This window comes from Ralstonia sp. AU12-08 (genome assembly GCF_000442475.1).
GTDB classification, from domain to species: Bacteria; Pseudomonadota; Gammaproteobacteria; order Burkholderiales; family Burkholderiaceae; genus Ralstonia; species Ralstonia insidiosa.
The window spans coordinates 151070-168742 of sequence record NZ_ASZV01000031.1; the positions used below are offsets into that span (position 1 = coordinate 151070).

General features: G+C 64.4%; 16 protein-coding genes, 1 tRNA gene and 2 pseudogenes. 14 read left to right on the forward strand and 5 right to left on the reverse strand.

Annotated features, from left to right (window positions below):
- A complete protein-coding gene (locus tag C404_RS46735) occupies window positions 1–774 on the reverse strand; it encodes a sulfite exporter TauE/SafE family protein (RefSeq protein ID WP_021195679.1) in 774 nt (257 codons plus the stop codon).
- A gap of 161 nt (window positions 775–935) precedes the next feature.
- On the opposite strand from C404_RS46735, the gene C404_RS46740 reads away from it, so the two are divergent.
- From C404_RS46740 to C404_RS46785, 10 genes are all read left to right on the forward strand, one after another.
- Window positions 936–1877 carry a CysB family HTH-type transcriptional regulator gene (locus C404_RS46740; protein ID WP_021195680.1) on the forward strand — a complete coding sequence of 314 codons (942 nt, stop codon included), beginning with the start codon at window positions 936–938 and terminating at the stop codon, window positions 1875–1877.
- A gap of 32 nt (window positions 1878–1909) precedes the next feature.
- The gene (locus tag C404_RS46745; protein WP_021195681.1) at window positions 1910–3079 is read left to right on the forward strand and encodes an ABC transporter substrate-binding protein; all 1170 of its coding nucleotides are present in this window, start codon (window positions 1910–1912) and stop codon (window positions 3077–3079) included.
- Between the two features lie 21 nt (window positions 3080–3100).
- Window positions 3101–3985 (forward strand): NAD(P)-dependent oxidoreductase, encoded by an 885-nt coding sequence (locus tag C404_RS46750; RefSeq protein WP_021195682.1) that lies wholly within the window; start codon window positions 3101–3103, stop codon window positions 3983–3985.
- Between the two features lie 70 nt (window positions 3986–4055).
- Window positions 4056–4140 (forward strand) — tRNA-Leu (locus C404_RS46755).
- A 113-nt stretch (window positions 4141–4253) separates the two neighbouring features.
- On the forward strand, window positions 4254–5096 hold the full coding sequence (locus C404_RS46760) for an AraC family transcriptional regulator (RefSeq protein ID WP_031329600.1): 843 nt from the start codon (window positions 4254–4256) through the stop codon (window positions 5094–5096).
- 80 nt (window positions 5097–5176) lie between these two features.
- A complete protein-coding gene (locus C404_RS46765; protein WP_021195684.1) occupies window positions 5177–5815 on the forward strand; it encodes a LysE family translocator in 639 nt (212 codons plus the stop codon).
- A 179-nt stretch (window positions 5816–5994) separates the two neighbouring features.
- Entirely contained in the window at window positions 5995–7854 is a 1860-nt protein-coding gene (ilvD, locus tag C404_RS46770; RefSeq protein WP_021195685.1) for a dihydroxy-acid dehydratase, read from the forward strand.
- A 96-nt stretch (window positions 7855–7950) separates the two neighbouring features.
- Entirely contained in the window at window positions 7951–8760 is an 810-nt protein-coding gene (locus tag C404_RS46775; protein WP_021195686.1) for a TlpA family protein disulfide reductase, read from the forward strand.
- An 80-nt stretch (window positions 8761–8840) separates the two neighbouring features.
- Entirely contained in the window at window positions 8841–9704 is an 864-nt protein-coding gene (locus tag C404_RS46780) for an ion transporter (protein WP_021195687.1), read from the forward strand.
- Between the two features lie 205 nt (window positions 9705–9909).
- Window positions 9910–10404, forward strand: coding sequence for a GlcG/HbpS family heme-binding protein (locus C404_RS46785; protein ID WP_021195688.1), 495 nt, complete (start codon window positions 9910–9912; stop codon window positions 10402–10404).
- Window positions 10405–10477: 73 nt separating this feature from the next.
- On the opposite strand, the pseudogene dkgB reads toward C404_RS46785, so the two are convergent.
- Both dkgB and C404_RS46795 read right to left on the reverse strand, forming a co-directional pair.
- Window positions 10478–11284, reverse strand: a pseudogene (dkgB, locus tag C404_RS46790) (2,5-didehydrogluconate reductase DkgB).
- Between the two features lie 20 nt (window positions 11285–11304).
- On the reverse strand, window positions 11305–12501 hold the full coding sequence (locus tag C404_RS46795) for an MFS transporter (protein WP_021195691.1): 1197 nt from the start codon (window positions 12499–12501) through the stop codon (window positions 11305–11307).
- A 242-nt stretch (window positions 12502–12743) separates the two neighbouring features.
- Here C404_RS46795 and C404_RS46800 point away from each other — a divergent pair, with 242 nt between their 5' ends.
- From C404_RS46800 to C404_RS46810, 3 genes and pseudogenes are all read left to right on the forward strand, one after another.
- Window positions 12744–13184, forward strand: a complete 441-nt coding sequence (locus C404_RS46800) for a MarR family winged helix-turn-helix transcriptional regulator (protein ID WP_021195692.1) — start codon at window positions 12744–12746, stop codon at window positions 13182–13184.
- Window positions 13185–13188: 4 nt separating this feature from the next.
- Entirely contained in the window at window positions 13189–13515 is a 327-nt protein-coding gene (locus C404_RS46805; protein WP_021195693.1) for a hypothetical protein, read from the forward strand.
- Window positions 13446–13802, forward strand: a pseudogene (locus C404_RS46810) (CBS domain-containing protein); the annotation flags it as partial. The gene C404_RS46805 and the pseudogene C404_RS46810, both read left to right, overlap by 70 nt.
- Window positions 13803–13806: 4 nt before the next feature.
- On the opposite strand, the gene C404_RS46815 reads toward C404_RS46810, so the two are convergent.
- Both C404_RS46815 and C404_RS46820 read right to left on the reverse strand, forming a co-directional pair.
- Window positions 13807–15486: a sensor domain-containing diguanylate cyclase gene (locus C404_RS46815; RefSeq protein ID WP_021195695.1), complete on the reverse strand. Its 1680-nt coding sequence runs from the start codon at window positions 15484–15486 to the stop codon at window positions 13807–13809.
- A 1-nt stretch (window position 15487) separates the two neighbouring features.
- A complete protein-coding gene (locus tag C404_RS46820; protein WP_031329603.1) occupies window positions 15488–16498 on the reverse strand; it encodes an NAD-dependent epimerase/dehydratase family protein in 1011 nt (336 codons plus the stop codon).
- Between the two features lie 84 nt (window positions 16499–16582).
- On the opposite strand from C404_RS46820, the gene C404_RS46825 reads away from it, so the two are divergent.
- Window positions 16583–17632: a CDP-6-deoxy-delta-3,4-glucoseen reductase gene (locus tag C404_RS46825; protein ID WP_021195697.1), complete on the forward strand. Its 1050-nt coding sequence runs from the start codon at window positions 16583–16585 to the stop codon at window positions 17630–17632.
- The last annotated feature ends 41 nt before the right edge of the window (window positions 17633–17673 follow it).

The window sequence follows — 17673 nt, forward strand, 5'->3', positions numbered from 1 at the left end:
TCACGACACCAGCTTGATGGCCGTGACCGTCAGCGTGGCGGCAAGCGCGCCGCGCACCAGACGTTCCGGCAGATTCTTCGACAGGCGCGCCCCCAGCCAGATACCCGGGATCGAGCCCACCAGCAGCGAGGCCAGCAGGTTCCAGTCGATCGTGCCCAGGTACATATGGCCGAGGCCCGCCACGGCGGTCAGCGGCACGGCATAGGCGATGTCGGTGCCGGCCACTTCGGCGCTCTTCAATTCGGGGTACAGGATCAGGATGAGCGTTGCGCCCACGGCACCGGCGCCGATGGACGATACCGTCACCAGCACGCCCAGCACCACGCCAACGACGATGGTCGCCACGGCCAGCGCTGTGCCCTGCAGGCGGTAGCGCGGGTTGGCGGCCAGCCAGCCCAGCACGCGCTGGCGGAACAGCAGCGAGATCACCGTCAGGATGACCGACACGCCGATCGTCAGGCGAATGAGGCGCATCCACTCGGCATCCAGGTTGCCGGCGCTCTTCAAGACGATCACCGTCACTAGCGCAGCAGGCAGGCTGCCCAGGCAGAGGCGCTTGACGATGTCCCAGCGGATATGCCCGTGGCTGCGGTGCGCAATCGTGCCCACACCCTTGGTCAGCGACGCAAACGCCAAATCCGTGCCCACGGCGGTGGCCGGCGAGAAGCCGAACATCAGCGTCAGCAGCGGCGTCATCAGCGAACCGCCGCCAACGCCCGTCAGGCCGACCAACAGGCCGACCAGCAAACCGGAAACCGTATAGGCGAGCGTCATAGCGCGGGGGAAAAGGGACAGTGAGGGCGTGTTATCACGAAGTTCGAGCATCGTAATGAAGTGGCCTCATATCCCAAACCAATAAAAAATTGTTTGTTTATATGGGCTCGGTTATAAGTAACGATCTGATCGCTCGCTTTTCTTGCATTCGATCGCCAGCCATGAACCTTCACCAATTTCGCTTCGTTCGCGAGGCCGTGCGGCAGAAATTCAACCTGACCGAAGCGGCAAAAGCGCTCTATACATCACAACCAGGCGTCTCCAAGGCCATTATCGAGCTGGAGGAAGAGCTGGGTGTCGACATCTTCACGCGGCACGGCAAGCGCATCCGGGGTCTCACGGAGCCAGGCCGCCGCATCCTGGCCTCGGTCGAGCGCGTGCTGGAAGAGGTTGAAACCCTCAAACGCGTGGGCAAAGACTACGCGGCCCAGGATCAGGGCAACTTCACGATCGCCACCACCCACACCCAGGCGCGCTATGCCCTGCCCAAGGCGATTGCTGAATTCACCCGCAAGTACCCCAAGGTGCGCCTTTCTATTCAGCAGGGCACGCCCGCGCAGATCGCCGAGATGGTGCTGCACGACCAAGCCGACATCGCCATCGCCACCGAGGGCATGTCGCATGTGAAGGACCTGATCTCGATCCCGGGCTACCAGTGGCAGCACGTGGTGGTCACGCCACCCGACCATCCACTGCTCTCGCGCCAGCACCTGACGCTGGAAGACCTGAAGGCATATCCGCTCATCACCTACGACCAGCACTTTGCCGGCCGGCCCAAGATCGACCATGCCTTCGAGCTACGCCAGATCAAGCCGGATATCGTGCTGGAGGCCATCGACGCCGACGTCATCAAGACCTACGTGGAAGTGGGCCTGGGCGTGGGCATCGTGGCCGGCGTCGCCTTTGACCCGGAGCGCGACCGCAACCTGCGCGCCATTCCGGCCGGGCACCTGTTCGGCACCAATGTCACACACCTGGGCGTCAAGCAGGGCGCGTATCTGCGCGGTTTCGTCTACACCTTCATCGAACTGTTTGCGCCGGCGCTCACGCGCAAGCTGGTCGAACAACTGATGTCCGGCGAGCACGAAGCCTACGAGCTCTGATTCGCCTGAAACCTGAATTTTCCGGAGATTGCATGACGACCCGACGTCGCCTGTTGTGTGGCGTGGCGCTCTTTGCGAGCGCTGCCGCCCTTGCCCTTCCTGCCCAAGCTGACATCCGTGTGGGTGTAGTGCTCTCGACCACCGGCCCGGCTGCGGCCATCGGCATCCCCAGCAAGAACACCGTGCAGATGTGGCCTGCCACCATTGGTGGGCAGCGCGCGCAGGTGATCGTGCTGGACGATGCGTCCGACCCGTCGATGGCGGTGCGCAACGTGCGCAAGCTGATCGCCGAAGACAAGGTGGACGTGATCGTCGGCCCGACAATCGTGCCGACGGCGTTGGCTTCGCTTGACGCCGTAGCCGAGGGGCAAACGCCGATGGTCACGCTGGCGGCATCGGCTTCCATCGTCGAGCCGCAGGACGCCAAGCGCCGCTGGGCCTTCAAGATGCCGCAGAACGACTCGCAGATGGCGACGCTCGTCACGCAGCACATGGCAGATAGCGGCGTGCACACGGTCGGCTTTATCGGCTTTACCGATGCGTATGGCGAGAGCTGGTGGCGCGAGTTCTCGAAGCTGGCCGACGTGCGCAAGCTGAAGGTCGTCGCCAACGAGCGCTTTGCCCGCACAGACGCCAGCGTCACCGGCCAGGCGCTCAAGCTGATGGCCGCCAAACCGGACGCCATCCTGATTGCCGGCGCCGGCACGCCGGCTGCCCTGCCCGAGCGCACCCTGGTCGAGCGCGGCTACAAGGGCCGCATCTATCAGACGCACGGCATCGCCAGCACGGAGTTCCTGAAGGTCGGTGGCAAGGACGTGGAGGGCACCCTCTTCCCGACCGGCCCGGTAGTGGTGGCACGCGAGCTGCCGGCCAGCCATCCGGTACGCAAGGTGGCCGTGGAATTTGCCGATCGCTACGAAGCCAAGTACGGCCCCAACAGCGTCACGCAATTTGCGGGCGATGCCTGGGGCGCCTGGCAGTTACTCGATAACGCAACCGCCCGCGCGCTCAAGACCGGCGCACAACCTGGCACCCCGGCCTTCCGCGCCGCCCTGCGCGATGCGCTCGAAACCACGCGTGACCTGACCGTGCCCAACGGCGTGCTGAACCTGAATGCCCAGGATCACCAGGGGTTCGACCAACGCTCGCGCGTGATGGGCATCATCAAGAACGGCCGCTTTGCTTACGCAGGCCCGCGCTAAATCAACACGTAGAGATTCGCCATGACACGCATCGCCTTCATTGGCCTCGGCAACATGGGCACGCCGATGGTCCAGCACCTGATTGCCGCCGGCCACACCGTGCGCGCTTATGTGCGCCGCCCGGAAGCTGCCGACAACGCCCGCGCCATCGGTGCCGAACCGTGCAGCACGCCTGCTGAAGCGGCGCGCGACGCCGAGGTCATCTTTACCAACGTCACCTCCACCGCCGATGTGGAAGGCGTGTTGCTCGGGCCGGATGGCGTTGTCACCGGTGCACCGCGCGGCGCGGTGTGTATCGACCACAGCACGATCTCCGCCGTGGCCACGCGCCGGATTGCAGCCGAGCTGGAAGCCGCAGGGCTGGAGTTTCTCGATGCGCCGGTTTCCGGTGGCACGGGCGGCGCGCAGAAGGCCACGCTGTCGATCATGGTGGGCGGCAAGCCGGAGGTGCTCGAACGCGTGCGCCCGTTGCTGCAACTGCTGGGCACCACCATCACCTACATCGGCGGCCATGGCTCGGGCCAGGTTGCCAAGGCATGCAACCAGATCGTGCAGGTCATCAACATCCAGGGCATTGCCGAGGCCATGCTGTTTGCGCGCGCCCAGGGCACTGATCCGTCGCGCGTGCTGGCCGCCATCGGCCCGGGCTTTGCGGGCAGCCGCATGCTCGACATGGAAGGGCCGAAGATGGCGGAGCGCAACTTTGCCGCCGGCATCGAAGCGCGCCTGCACGACAAGGATTTCGGCCTCGTGCGTGAAATTGCTCAGGAACTGGGCCTGCAAATGCCGGCAATGGAGCTGGTGGCCTCGCAACTCAACACGCTGGTCGCCAACGGCTGGGGGTATGACGATACGGCGTCGCTGCTGCGTGTGCTTGAGCTGCAGAATGCGCAAAAAGCGGGTTGACCGCGCTCCTTCCGCCCTGCCTTGTTTGGCTGGCCGGACTTCTGGCATAATGACTGGCTAAGCTGTACCTGCCCGAGTGGTGAAATTGGTAGACGCAGGGGACTCAAAATCCCCCGCCGCAAGGCGTGCCGGTTCGATTCCGGCCTCGGGCACCAGATTCCAAGCCGCTTCTGTTCATTCAGAAGCGGCTTTTTCATTCTGTGCAGGGCGTCGCGGGGCCATAAAGCCGTTGTCACGAAACACGACCCACCTCGCCGAGGCTCCCACTATGCCGGCCACTCCATTCCGCACGAAGTCGAGTCGCGATTCGACCCAGGCATTCTGGCACGACCCTGCGATGCCCTTCGTCGAGAGCCGCCGCGCCTGCCATAGCCGTGCCTGCTACAAGCCGCACTGCCACCCGACCTACTCCATCGGGGCGGTCGATGACGGCAGCAGCCTATTCACCGGCGCGGCCGATGGCCCAGTCGCGCTGCATCCCGGCACGCTGGTGTTCGTGCCCGCCGCGCGCGTACATGCCTGCAACCCAGCCCCCAACACAGCGTGGAGCTACCAGATGCTGCACCTGGATGCCGACTGGCTGCGAGCGCTCAGGCAGGAGTATGTCCAGGCCAACCCCGTCGACGCCGAGTCCGTGCACATCGTTACCGCGCCGACCGTCTATGCGCGCTTTTGTCAGCTCAACGCGTTGCTGTTCTCCGAAGCCAGCCCATGCGCCAAAGAAGCCGCGCTAATCGAGTTCATTGGCGACTGCGACACCGAACAAGGCTTGCGCATCGAGACCCCCGGCGTTCCCGCGCACTTGGCCAAGCAGATCGAACCCGTACTGGACTGCCTGCGGGCAGCGCCTGCGTCCAACGTGCCCCTGGAGACGCTGGCGCGCCTGGCGGATTTAAGCCGCTATCAGACAATTCGCGCCTTCCGCGCCGTCACGGGCATGACGCCGCATGCCTGGCAACTCAATCACAGAATTAACCTGGCCAGGGAGTCGATACGCGCTGGGACCAGCCTCTCTGACGTGGCGCAATACCTGGGCTTTGCCGATCAAGCGCACTTCCAACGGGTCTTCAAGGCGCATGCGGGCACCACGCCAGGCAGCTTTCGCCCATAACACTGCGATTGCAATTTCCTTCAATACAGAAAACGCCGTCGTCAGCACACTGCGGAAAACAACTCGCACGTGTGCCCCAGATGGAGCAGTTCCTGATCATCGCCGCAGCGCATTTCCTAGCGCTGCTCTCCCCCGGCCCTGACTTCTTCCTGATCGCCCGAACGTCACTATCGGCCGGCTGGTGCGTGGCCAGTGGCGCATGCATGGGTATTGCGCTGGCCAACGGCGTGTTCATCGTTGCCGCGTTCACGGGCACGGCCGCGTTTCGGCCTGACTCGATGCTGTTCCTTGTGCTGCAAGTGGCCGGATGCGCCTACCTGCTCTATCTCGGTGTGCTGTTCGTGCGCCATGCCGGCAGCAGCACGTTGGAGGTGTCGGTCTCGGGCCGTCGCGCAGCCTTCACGCAACCGCTTGTGGCGTGGTTACGCGCGGCCGGCGTGGGTTTTCTCTCGGGCATTTTCAATCCGAAAAACGCGTTGTTCTACGCGAGCCTGGCCGCAATGCTGACCGGGCCGCACGCCAGCGTTGGCTGGAAGCTGATCTACGGGACATGGATGTTCGGCGCAGTGCTGCTGTGGGACCTGCTGATCGCCATCCTGATCGGTAACCAGACCGTGTTGCGACGCTTCACGCGGACGCTACCTTGGCTGGAGCGCATTTCGGGCGTTGTTCTGATCCTGCTCGCGCTGGGCGTCATGATTGTCCTTCTACGCCGGTAGGCCTCCCGAAGCGCTTTGTACGGAGGCGCAAGAACGTTGGCGGAAGACAGCGCTCCGGATAGACGTGGGATAATGGAAGTCTTTGCCCCGGGCGCGGCTCAAGAGGTTGATCGCACGGGCGCGCGAGGGCCTTTATCCGCGTGGCCCGCTCCCACAATCGACCTTCTTCAGTACCCACAATGCCCGCATACCGTTCCAAAACATCCACCGCCGGCCGCAACATGGCAGGTGCGCGCTCGCTGTGGCGCGCCACCGGCATGAAAGACGAAGACTTCCAGAAACCGATCATCGCGGTCGTCAACTCGTTCACCCAGTTCGTGCCCGGCCACGTACACCTGAAGGATCTCGGCCAGCTCGTCGCGCGCGAGATCGAAGCCGCGGGCGGCGTCGCCAAGGAATTCAACACGATTGCCGTGGATGACGGTATCGCGATGGGCCACGACGGCATGCTGTATTCGCTGCCGAGCCGCGAGATCATTGCCGACTCGGTCGAGTACATGGTCAACGCGCACTGCGCCGATGCGATGGTCTGCATCTCGAACTGCGACAAGATCACCCCGGGCATGCTGATGGCCGCCATGCGCCTCAACATTCCGGTGATCTTCGTGTCGGGTGGCCCGATGGAAGCGGGCAAGACCCGCCTGGCCAACCCAGTCACCAAGGCGATCGAGATCAAGAAGCTCGATCTGATCGACGCGATGGTGATCGCCGCCGACACCAAGTACACCGATGAGGAAGTGGCGGAAGTCGAGCGCTCGGCTTGCCCGACGTGCGGTTCGTGCTCGGGCATGTTCACGGCCAACTCGATGAACTGCCTGACCGAGGCGCTGGGGCTCTCGCTGCCGGGCAACGGCACCGTGGTCGCCACGCATGCAGACCGTGAACAGCTCTTCAAGCGCGCCGGCCACCGCATCGTTGAGCTGGCTCGCCAATACTACGAACAGGAAGACGAGCGCGTGCTGCCGCGCTCGGTCGGCTTCAAGGCGTTCGAGAACGCGATGACGCTGGACATCGCCATGGGCGGCTCGACCAACACGATCCTGCACCTGCTGGCGATTGCGCAGGAAGCCGAGATCGACTTTACGATGGCCGACATTGATCGCCTGTCACGCGTCGTGCCGCAGCTGTGCAAGGTCGCACCGAACACGAACAAGTACCACATCGAAGACGTGCACCGCGCGGGCGGCATCATGGCCATCCTGGGCGAGCTGGACCGCGCCGGCAAGCTGCACACCGATGCACCGACCGTGCACGCGCCCACGCTGAAAGACGCGTTGGACCAGTGGGACATCGTCCGCACCTCGGACGAAGCCGTGCAGACGTTCTACCGCGCAGGCCCGGCCGGCATTCCGACGCAGGTGGCGTTCAGCCAGAGCACGCGCTGGCCGAGCCTGGATCTGGACCGTGCAGAAGGCTGCATCCGCTCGAACGAACACGCGTTCTCGAAGGAAGGTGGCTTGGCCGTGCTGACGGGCAACATCGCGCTGGATGGTTGCGTGGTGAAGACCGCTGGCGTGGACGACAGCATTCTCGTGTTCGAAGGCACCGCCCACGTGACCGAATCGCAGGACGAAGCGGTCGAGAACATCCTCGCCGATAAGGTCAAGGCCGGCGACGTGGTGATCGTGCGCTACGAAGGTCCGAAGGGCGGCCCCGGCATGCAGGAAATGCTCTACCCGACGAGCTATATCAAGTCCAAGGGCCTGGGCAAAGCCTGCGCGCTGCTGACAGATGGCCGCTTCTCGGGCGGTACGTCGGGCCTGTCGATCGGCCACTGCTCGCCGGAAGCGGCAGCAGGTGGCGCCATCGGCCTGGTACGTGATGGCGACAAGATCCGCATCGACATCCCCAACCGCACGATCAACGTGCTGGTGAGCGATGAAGAGCTGGCGCGCCGCCGTGAGGAACAGAACGCCAAGGGCTGGAAGCCCGCCAAGGCGCGTCCGCGCAAGGTATCGGCTGCCCTCAAGGCCTACGCCAAGCTGGTCATGTCGGCTGACAAGGGCGCCGTGCGCGACCTGTCGCTGCTGGACGACTGATGTGGCGACGGGCTATGTGCCCAGTTGTCGAAGCCGCTCTCCGGAGCGGCTTTTTTCTTTGTTGATGCCTACCCCACCCTGACTGCAGGTTTCCCCATGATGAGTGTTGGCCCGTTCTCCGTGCACGTGATTGTCGTGGTGCTGGCAGCGTTGATCGCTTGGCTCGTTGCGCGATCGATGCAGCGTGCTGAGCCGAACGGCCCGCGCAAGACAGCAGCCAATCTGTTGCTCGACGCCTTGCTTGTTGGCCTGATTGCCGCACGCCTTGGCTATGTCGCACGCTGGTGGCCAGAGTACCTCGCCACGCCCAGGTCCATCCTCGCGATCGGTGACGGCGGATTCGACTGGTGGATCGGGCTGCCGGCCGCCGTTGTGCTCGTGCTCTGGAAATCGCGTCATGCGCGCGCACCGCGCCGGCCAGCCTTGATCGGCATTGCCGCCGGCATGCTGGCGTGGGCCACGGCACAAGGCACCTTGGCGACGCTGCAGCGTGCCACGCCATCCCTGTCTGCGTTGCAGCTGGAAGGCATGGACGGATCTGCCGTGTCGTTCGACAAGCCCATCGGCAAACCCGTCGTGCTGAACCTGTGGGCCAGTTGGTGCCCGCCCTGCCGACGCGAGATGCCGATCCTCGCCCAGGCACAGTCCGACCACCCCGGAGTCGTCTTCCTGATGGTCAATCAAGGAGAGCAGGCACCCACCGTGCAGCAGTTCCTCGCACAGCAAGGGCTGTCATTCAACCACGTGCTGCTCGACCCGCTATCAGAAGCGATGCAGACCTTCGGCTCACGCGGGCTGCCGACCACGCTGTTCTTCGATGCCCAGGGCAAGCTGGTCGATTCGCACATGGGTGAGATCACTGCCGCGCGCCTCAAAGACGTGGTGGAGCATCGTCTCCAGCCTTAGGGCCCGTTGACGCGGCGGGGCACCGTCAAATCAGTCAATTCTGATATGCGTTACGACTTGTGCCTTCTACAGTCGGGCGCATGAAGACATCGATCCGAAAACTCGTGAGCATCGTGCGCCACGCCGCAAGCGATGCCGTCAGCCCGGCACGGTTTCAACGCAATCTCGATATCGTGGTGCTGGGGCTGATCGTAGCCAGCGTGCTCGTCGTCATGGCCGACAGCGTGCAGGAGTTGCATGTCCCGTACGGCCGCGCGCTATACGTGGCCGAGTGGGCATTCACGCTGCTGTTCACGGCGGAATATCTGTTCCGCTTGCTCACCGCGCCCAAGCCCGTCGCCTATGCGCGCAGCTTCTTCGGCATCGTGGATCTGGTGTCGGTGCTGCCAACCTATCTCGCATTCTTCTTCCCCAGCTTGCACGCACTGATTGACGTGCGCCTGCTGCGGTTGCTGCGCGTGTTCCGCATTCTCGGGCTGTCGATCTATCAAGAAGAAGGGCAAGCGCTGATGCGCGCCCTCACCCGTGCACGCCGCAAGATCTTCGTCTTCATCGGCGGCATGTTCGTGCTCACGGTCATCCTGGGCACGGTGATCTATCTGGTGGAAGGGCCGGAGAACGGCATCACGAGCATCCCGGTGGGCGTGTACTGGGCGGCGGTGACGATGAGCACCACCGGCTACGGCGACCTCACGCCGCAGACACCGCTGGGCAGGCTGATCACGTCATGCGCGATCCTGCTCGGCTACGGCATCATCGCGTTTCCCACCGGCATCATGGGTGCCGAACTCGTAGCGACAGCGCTGGAGCGCAATCGATCACAGAAGCCGGCAACCGAAGTCGATCCGCCGCGATGCCCCTATTGCGGTGGTGCCGTATCTGCGCCCGAATCGACCACCACTTGCACGGCACAGGATGCCGCCGCGCCGCGCAATCTCGACTAGGAATGCACCTGAGTCGATCCGCAAGATAGGACGATTCTCATTTTCCTGCGTCACAGCCTGTCACACACTGGCGTCATCAATCGGCCCCGCCACGGTTGATCGCATCTGCCCCCGATGGGCGTGCTTTGAGAAACCACAGGCGGTTCCTTCCCAGGCCGGGCAGCGGCTTGGGTCTGCACTTCAGTGAATCACTTCAGGAGCTTTCATGATCATTCGTTCTGCTTCCGCCCTGGCGGCAATCACTCTGGCAGCGTTGGCCGGCACGGCATCCGCGCAAGCGCTGCAGGAGAAGAACCTGCCGATGAGCCTGGCCGCCGAGATCGCCCAGCAGGCCGTTCAAGCGTGTGCGGCAGACCACTACAACGTGGCCGTAACGGTGTTGGACCGTACGGGTGTGCCGCGCGCAGTCCTGCGTGCCGACAATGCCGGGCTGCATACGGTCGATGCGTCGCGTCGCAAAGCCTTCACGGCACTGTCGACACGCACGCCCACCGCCAAGATGGCGGAGAACATCCAGAAGAATCCGGCGCTGGCACAACTGACGGCGATCGACGGTTTTCTCGTGCTGGGTGGCGGTGTTCCCATCAAGGCTGGCGACGAAGTGATCGGTGCCGTTGGTGTGGGTGGGGCGCCCGGCGGTCATCTGGATGAAGCCTGCGCATTGAAGGCCATCGAAAAGGTCCAGGCAAAACTGATCTAACGCCGCAGTACCCCTCAATGGAAAAAGGCCAAGCAGTTGCTTGGCCTTTTCTGTTGCATCAGTGATACGTGGCTCAGTCCCACTGCGCCGCAAGACCCTCGGGCGAGACCTCACGTCCGTTGCGCTCAAGCGCGGCAATCTGTGCCATGTCGTCGTCGGTAAGACGCAGCGTCTGCGCAAGCAGGTTGCTGGCGAGGTTCTCGCGCTTGGTCGACGACGGGATCACCGAGTAGCCAAGCTGCATCGCCCAGGCGAGCACGACCTAGGCCGGCGTCGCATGACGCCGCTGCGCGATCGCGCCGATCACCGGATCGCCCAGCACCTTACCGTAGGCCAGCGTCATGTACGACGTGACGTGAATGCCCTCGCGCTGCAGGAACGCCACCAGCTTGCGATTCTGCAGATACGGGCTCAGTTCGATCTGGTTCGTGGCGATGGCGTCTTTGCCAACGGCGGCAATCGCCTGCTGCGTCAGCGCGATGTTGAAGTTCGAGATACCGATCTGCCGGGTCAGGCCCCTGGCCTTGGCATCCGCCAGCGCGGTCATGAACACATCGAGCGGCACGCCGTTGTTGGGTGCGGGCCAGTGGATCAGCGTGAGATCGACATAGTCCGTGCGCAGCTTCGCGAGGCTGTCTTCCAGGCTCGGCACGAGCTTGTCCTTCGCGTAATTGGCGACCCAGATCTTGGTGGTCAGGAACAGGTCTTTACGGCGGACGCCTGAGCCGGCAATCGCTTTGCCCACGTCGGCTTCATTGCCGTAGATCTGCGCGGTGTCGATCGCGCGATAGCCGAGTTCAAGGCCATTGCGGACCGAGTCGATGACAACCTGGTCCTTCAGGCGGAACGTGCCGAGACCGAAAGCGGGAATCTTGTTCATCCTATGCTCCGCAAATCAAATTAAGGGTTCATGGCCACGCGCGTCCGACGCTGCGTGACCTGCAGGCCAACCAATGCCAGACCCGCCGCCGCAATCACCGCACCAACAACCGGCACCGCTGCGTAGCCGAAACCTGCCGAGATGACTGCACCGCCCGCTGCCGCACCCAGTGCATTACCAAGGTTGAATGCGCCCACGTTGACCGACGATGCCAAGCCTGGCGCTTCGGCCGCTGCGCGCATCACGCGCATCTGCAGCGGGGGCACGACGGCAAAGGTGGCGACACCCCACACCAGCAGCGCTGCGGCCGCACCAAGGTGCGTTTTGGCCAGCATGGGGAAGGCAAGCATCGTCACGATCAACAGCACCAGGAAGCCGATCAGGCTGCCATCAAGCGAGCGATCGGCCAGGCGGCCACCCGCAATGTTGCCGATCGAAAAGCCGATGCCGATCAGCACCAGCATTGCCGTCACGAACGCGGGTGAGGCACCGGTCAGTTGCGCAAGCGTCGGGGCGACGTACGTGTAGAGCGTGAACATGGCACCGGCGCCGAGCACCGTGGTGGCGAGCGCACCGAGCACGACCGGGCGCGTGAGCACAGCGAGTTCGGCACGCAGGTTGGGCATCTTGCCCGCCTCGCCCTTCGGCAGGGCGACGAACAGGCCCGCGATGGCGATCAAGCCCAAGCTGGCCGTGGCAGCAAACGACATACGCCAGCCGATCATCTGGCCGAGCCACGTTGCAGCCGGCACCCCGCCCACGTTGGCGATTGTCAGGCCCATGAACATGGTCGCCACCGCACTGGCCTGCTTCTCGCGCGGCACGAGGCTGGCCGCCACCACGGAACCCAGCCCGAAGAACGCGCCATGGTTGAGGCTGGTAACGAGTCGCGCGAGCAGCAACGTCGTGTAGTCCGGCGCGACGGCCGACAGCAGGTTGCCGATGGTGAAGATGCTCATCAGCGCGATCAGCGCCTTGCGGCGCGGCCAGCGCGCCAGCAGCAGCGTCATGATCGGCGCGCCGACCATCACGCCGATGGCATACGCGCTGATCAACATGCCGGCCTGCGGAATCGACACATGTACGCCGTCGGCAATCACGGGCAACAAGCCCATCGGCGAAAACTCTGTGGTGCCGATGCCGAAGGCACCGGCGGCGAGCGCAAGCAGCGGCAGTGTTGCACCGCTGCGCTCGGTGGAGGGGGTGGTTGGGTTCATGTTGATGCTCTCCTAAGACCAGCACGCGGATGGCGATGACCCCAAGGGTGACCGCTTGGCGCAGTGGGAATGGTGCGCAGTGTGCTGGCTTTACCTGTGCGCATAAACCCGCTCTGACAAGAAAGACTCTTGAATCTCAATCAACAATCCAAGGGCATCGTCACGTTGCAATTGGTCTATTCGTCACTTTTCCCACATATGTCATGTCGCGATATATTTCACTCGAAACGTAATGCCACACCATGCCGCCCACCACCCCACTCCCCCTGTCCAAGCAGGATTTCGAGACGCTGTCCGATTTCCGCTATCACCTGCGCCGCTTCCTGCGGGCGTCCGAAGACCTGATCCAGTCCGAGGGGATCACGCCGCTGCAATACCAGTTGCTGTTGCACATCAAGGGCTATGCGGGGCGCGAATGGGCGACCGTGGGTGAGCTGGCTGAGCGCTTGCAGGCCTCGCCACACGGCACGGTGGCACTGGTCACCCGCTGCGAAGAAGCGGGGCTAGTCGAACGTCGCCCGAGCGACGCCGACGCGCGTCAGGTGGAAGTCCACCTCAGCAAGAAGGGCGACCGCCTGGTCGCGCTGCTGGCGGCACTGCACCAGAGCGAGCTGTCCGCCCTCAGCCGCGCCTTCAAGATTCCGCACCTTGAACAACCCGTCGACCCCTCTGCCGAGCAGTAGCGTCATGCCGACCGTCGCCCATCCGAATGCGCATCGGCGTGATTTCGCCACCGACACGACGCTCTTTCGCACCACCGCGCTGGCGGTTGTCATTGCCGCCTTCGCCACGCTGGCGGCGGTGGCGTTGCTCAACCTGATCCGCTTTTTCACCAACCTGCTCTTCTTCCAGACGCTGTCGCTGGCGGACCATTCGCCGGCAGCCAACACGCTGGGGCTGTGGGTGATTGTGGTGCCGGTCATTGGCGGGCTGATCGTCGGGCTGATGGCGCGCTGGTCGGCTCGCTCGACCGCGACACCCTGCTGGCAGGCCAGAAACACGGCGCCACCATGATTGCCGAGCTGATTGGCGCCAACGCACCCGTGATGGCGCTGCCGGATGAAACCTGCCGTATCGTCGCCACGCGCCTGGCCGTGCATGGCTTGGAGCGGTTGCCCGTGGTGGCCGACTCGCAATCGCGCAAGCTGGTGGGAATCGTGTCGCGCAGCGATCTGGTCAAGCCGTCGCTGGCGTTCTTTGAGGAAGAGCAGCGCCGCGAGCGCTTCCGCCGCGGCCCGCTGTCTGGCGCGCGCACGCTGCTAGCGCTGAGGCGCCGGCGCGCTGGCCGGGCAGCGCGTTAAGTCGTCACCCCGCAACGTGCCGGTTGCGCCCGCTCTCTTTGGCGCGGTACAGCGCCAGATCGGCACGTTTGAGCATCTCCGATGCCGTGTCGCCCGCACGATAGCCTGTCATGCCCATGCTGACGGTCATGGTCAGGCCCGTGGGGAAGTTCTCGTCAGGCTCGGCCACGGCGGCGCGCAGGCGCTCGGCCACCTCGGTGGCCTCCTCCAGCGTGGTGCGGCCCATCACAACGGCAAACTCCTCGCCGCCCAGGCGGCCGACAAGATCGCTGCTGCGCAGGGCCCCCGTCGCCAGCGAGGCAAAACGCTGCAGCGCCATGTCGCCCACCGCGTGGCCCCACGTATCGTTGATGCGCTTGAAATGGTCAAGATCCGCCAGCACCAGCACGAGCGGTTCGCCACGATTGTGGGCCCGCGTCAGCACCGTATCGAACAGTGCCAGGAAACGACGCCGCGTCAGCACACCGGTCAGGTGGTCAAAGTGTGCCTCGTTGGCGAGTGCGCTGTTGGTGCGCTGCAGCCGCTGGTTCAGGTGACGCGTCAGGCGGTGATGCTGCCGCTCACGCACCAATGACCACACCACCAGCACAAAGCTCAGCAACACGCTCACGAACAGCAAGAAGCCGATCGCACGATTGCGGTCGTGGTTGGCCACCTGCTGAGACCACGCCGGCAGCGGCTCGGCCACCATGATCGTGAGGTCAGCGCTCGCGTTGCGCGACACGGTCAGCGAGGGTGTCGCCACGCCATCACGCCAGGTCAGCGCGTTGCGCACCTCCGCCGGCACCCAGTTGGGCACGTCAGGGCGTGCCAGCGCCGTTGGCTCGGTTGGGTGATACGGCCACGCATCAAAATCGACACGCTGATACGCGTTGTAGCGCTCGCTTGCGCTCATGTGCTGCAGGCGTGAGTCCGGCAGGATCTTGCCCACCAGCGACGCATCGGTCGACAGGATGATGAGCCCATTCGGGTCGGTCAGCAGCGACGTGGGGTGCGACACCCAGTGCTGCAAGCGCGTGAGACTCACCTTGGTGGCCATCGCCGCCACCAGATAGCCCGCGTCGTTGTACACCGGTGCTGCGAAGAACAAGCCCGGCACGGCAGTCACCATGCCCACGGTGAACTCCTCGCCCAACCCGCCCTGCAGCGCCTCTTTCATATATGGCTGCATGGCCGACTGCACACCAAGGAACGATTCCGCATGGCTCGCGTTGTTGGCCAGCACCACGTAGCCGCGCTGGTTGACAACCCACACGTAGTCCAGCCCAAGATTGCCCGCAGCGGCGCCCAGGAACGCACTGGTGTCTACAACCTCCGGATGCGACAGCGCTTCCTTCGCGCGCGAGCCCTGGTCCATCAGGTTCCAGCGCCGCGTGTCGACACGGTCCACGGCACGGGGGATGGCTTCGATCTGCGCGAGCGTCTGCGGAATGGCGCGCAGCAGCGCCACATCAGCGGTGATCTGGTTCGACATGCCCTCGGCCACCTGCGCAGCCAACTGGCGGCGCGCATCCACCATCTGCTGCACATCGCGCGCGCCCATCGCATCGGCCACCATGTTGGCGGCAACCCAGCAAAGCACCACGCCCACGGCCAAGCCCGCCAGCACGAGTGCAACGCGCGCAATGCGGCGGCGCTCGGAGGAGGTCGACGCGGGGGTTGGCGAAGGCGCGGGCGCAGCCATGTCAGGCCTCAGCTTGCAGGAAGTCGGCCACGGTCGGATAGCGCAGCGTCACACGCAACTCGTGCATCAGCCGTGCGTTGCGCAGTCGGCGCGATTCGCTCATGAAGGACAGCAGCGACGGCTCGATCTGCGCAACGGCTTCGGCCCGGGAGATGCGCGGCGGCCGCGACAAGCCCCGCGCGTCGGCCACGGCATCGAAGTAATCGCCCATGCGCAACTCGGAGGCATCGCTGGCGTGCACGATGCGCTGTGCGCGGCCACGCACCAGTGCAGCAATCAGCGCGCGCGCCAAGTCATCTGCGTGAATGTGGTTGGTGTAGACGTCGTCTTCTGCGCGCAAGGCAGGCGTGCCGCGCTGCAGACGCGCCACCGGCAGGCGGTCAGCGGCATAAATGCCGGGAATGCGCAGAATCGACGTGCGCCAGCCGCCGCCCACACCAAACCAGCGCACCCTGCGTTCCGCCGCCACGCGGCGCTGGGCGCGCGCAGTGGTCGGCTTGACCGGGCGGGATTCGTCCACCCACGCACCGGCCGCATCCCCATAAACGCCGCTGGTGCTCGCGTACACGAACGCACGCGCTTGGAGGCGGGTTTTCAAGCGGCCCGTCAAGCCACCAGACCGACGCGCCCGGTCGGGTAAAATGCGTTGTTTTGTGCCTCGGGGCAGTTGACCCGGACGGGCCAGCGCATGCACCAGTGCGGCGGTACGCGGGTCGTCATCGCCAGCGGATGGCGGCGGCGCCAAGTGCAGCACGCGTGGGCTCAAGGCCCGCAAGCGGCGCAGTGATGCGGCATCGTCCAGGTTGGCCAGAACTGGCACGGCGCCAGCTTCGCGCAGCGGTGCGCGACCTTCCGGGCGCGAGGTGACGGCAAAGACGCGAAAACGCGTGCGCAATAGCGTCAGGCAACGCTGGCCGACATCACCGCAGCCTACGATCAGCACGCGTGGACGCCCCAGGCGGCACATGGCGCGTTGGGTAAATTCAGGTGGCCGGGCGCTTGCCGGGGTCATGATTGGACGTGCCGCAGGATGCGCCACTGAAGGTGCCGCACCTTGGCGGCCAGACACTCTTTTCAACATATTCGGAATTGTAGTATGGCTTATCAGATCAACGTGCTGCCCAGCGGCCGCCAGTTCCAGGCCGAAGACGGCGAGACCATCCTTGCAGCAGCGCTGCGCCAGGGCATCGGCCTGCCGTACGGCTGCAAGAACGGCGCATGCGGCTCGTGCAAAGGCCACGTACGCGAAGGCTCCATCGTGCAGGGCAACCACTCGCCCAACGCGCTCTCCGCCCAGGAAGCCACGGAAGGCCGCGCGCTGTTCTGCTGCGCCACGCCTGCGACTGACGTCACCATCGAAGTGCGCGAAGTACAGGGCGCCGGCGACGTGCCCATCAAGAAGATCCCGTGCCGCGTCGCGTCGCTGGAAAAGGCCGCGCCGGACGTCATCATCGTCAAACTGCAACTGCCTGCCACCGAGCGTATGCAATTCCTGGCCGGGCAGTACGTGGAATTCATCCTGCGCGACGGCAAGCGCCGCAGCTATTCGATCGCCAACCCGCCGCACGAAGAAGGCCCGATCGAGCTGCACATCCGCCACATGCCGGGCGGCGCATTCACCGACTACGTCTTCGGCGCCAAGGAAGGCGCCCCCGCCATGAAGGAGCGCGACATCCTGCGCTTTGAAGGCCCGCTTGGCAGCTTCTTCCTGCGTGAAGAATCGGACAAGCCGATCATCCTGCTGGCCTCGGGCACGGGTTTCGCGCCCATCAAGGCCATCGTTGAGCACGCCCAGTTCATCGGCAGCCAGCGCCCGATGACGCTGTACTGGGGCGGCCGCCGCCCGCAAGACCTGTACATGCATGCGAAGGCTGAGGAATGGGCGCGCACGATCCCGGGCTTCACGTACGTGCCGGTGGTCTCCAACGCCCTGCCCGAAGACGCCTGGACCGGCCGCACCGGCTTCGTCCACCAGGCCGTGATGGCCGACCACCCGGATCTGTCCAACCACGAGGTCTACGCCTGCGGTGCGCCGGTTGTGATCAACTCGGCCCGCACGGACTTTGCCGCCCGGTGCAAGATGCACCCGGACGCGTTCTTCGCCGATTCGTTCACTTCGGAAGCCGACCTGCACCCGGCGGGCTGACGTTGCACAAATCCAAAGATCGTCGAAATTTCGTTTTGACT